Genomic DNA, 1,437 nt, shown 5'->3' with positions numbered 1-1,437 from the left:
TGAGCGTGTGCTCGAACGCGTGGCCCATGTGCAGCGAGCCGGTGACGTTGGGCGGCGGGATGACGATGGTGAACGGTGGCTTCTCGCTGTCCGCCGACGCCCGGAAGTGTCCGCCGGCTACCCACTGCTCGTACCGTCGCTGCTCTACCTCGCCGGGCTGGTACTGGCCGGCGAGGGTCGGGGCGTCGGGGCGTCGGGCATCCAGTCTCTCGGTCACCCTGAAAGTCTACGGAGCGCTTTCGAGGACCTGACGTGCGCCACCGGTGATTCGCGTACGGTGGCGGTCATGTCCGACGCGCATCTCACCGAGCGCCCGGTCGACGGGGGTTCCGATCCGGTCGAGCTGACCGAAGAGCCGATCGAGCTGAGCCGCCGCGACCCCGCGCAGGAGCCCGAACGCCGGCCCGTCTCCCGGCGCCGGAAGATCGTCCTCGCCGCCCTGCTGGCGGCCGGCCTGGCCGGCGCCGGCGTGCTCGGCCTCGGTGGATGGCGGGTGCTCCAGCAGAAGGACACCACTCTCGGTCAGCCCACCGAGGTCGCCGGGCTGGTACGCGACGACAGCGAGCGGGCCCGCAGCACCGCCGACTACCTGCGCGACGGGCTCGCCGCGGACATCGAACTGGACCGCGGCTACGGTGCCGTCTACTCCGACCGCGGGGACGCCAAGCGCTCGGTGCTGCTGTTCGGCGGCACCACGCTGCTCTGGCAGCCCGAACGCGACCTGGACACCCTGTTCGGGCTGATGGCCGACGAGACCGGCCGGGTCGCGGGCCTGCGCGAGGTGGACGCCGGCCGTTTGGGTGGCGTGATGAAGTGCGGTACGACGAGCGGCGACGGCGGTGACTTCGCGGTCTGCGGGTGGGCCGATCACGGCAGCGTGGTGATGGGCATGTTCCCGGGCCGCACGGTCGACGCCGCCGCGGCCCTGTTCCGGGACATCCGAGAGTCCGTCCAGACGCGCTGACCGCGACCTCGGCGGGCACTCGTCCACGCCAGTACGGCGAGGGGACAGGCACCCGCCCCGTCACGTCGCCGTGGTGACGGGTGCCTGTCCCCGCCCTGGTGACCGCTCCCCGCAACGGCCGCCCGGTTCGCCATTACGGGGAGGTGGCTGCATTCCCGGCACGCCGTTGCCGCCACCTCGGCGTAACGGCCCCCCGGATCGCCATTACGGGGTAGTGGTGGCCGGTTCGGCGGTTCGGGGAAGTGGTGGGTGGTCCACCGTTCACGCGCGCCGGCATGAGGACCGGTTTTCGGGGTGGACGCGTTTCAGGGCCACCCCCTCACGGGGGTGGCCCTGAATCGAATGTTTGTCCGGCGGTGTCCTACTCTCCCACACCCTCCCGAGTGCAGTACCATCGGCGCTGGAGGGCTTAGCTTCCGGGTTCGGAATGTGACCGGGCGTTTCCCCTCCGCCATGACCGCCGTAACTCTATG

The 1,437-nt window shown here is 71.1% G+C and carries 2 protein-coding genes and 1 rRNA gene; 1 reads left to right on the top strand and 2 read right to left on the bottom strand.

Annotated features, from left to right (window positions below):
- A partial coding sequence (locus KBX39_RS31120) for a class I tRNA ligase family protein (protein WP_210873981.1) occupies positions 1 to 217 on the bottom strand: 217 nt, incomplete at its 3' end.
- Positions 218 to 286: 69 nt separating this feature from the next.
- Between KBX39_RS31120 and KBX39_RS31115 the strand changes: the two genes are divergently transcribed.
- A complete protein-coding gene (locus KBX39_RS31115; RefSeq protein WP_043331013.1) occupies positions 287 to 964 on the top strand; it encodes a hypothetical protein in 678 nt (225 codons plus the stop codon).
- Between the two features lie 348 nt (positions 965 to 1,312).
- On the opposite strand, the gene rrf is transcribed toward KBX39_RS31115, so the two are convergent.
- Positions 1,313 to 1,429 (bottom strand): 5S ribosomal RNA (gene rrf / locus KBX39_RS31110).
- Positions 1,430 to 1,437: the final 8 nt, after the last annotated feature.

The sequence above is a fragment of the Micromonospora sp. D75 genome (assembly GCF_018070405.1).
GTDB lineage: Bacteria > Actinomycetota > Actinomycetes > Mycobacteriales > Micromonosporaceae > Micromonospora > Micromonospora chalcea.
Note: the sequence above shows the minus strand (reverse complement) of the source record. Positions and strands in the feature narration are given on the sequence as shown.

Bases quoted from the DNA above. Each gene is read 5' to 3' on its own strand.
- KBX39_RS31115 (WP_043331013.1), top strand. From the start codon at position 287: ATGTCCGACGCGCATCTCACCGAGCGCCCGGTCGACGGGGGTTCCGAT.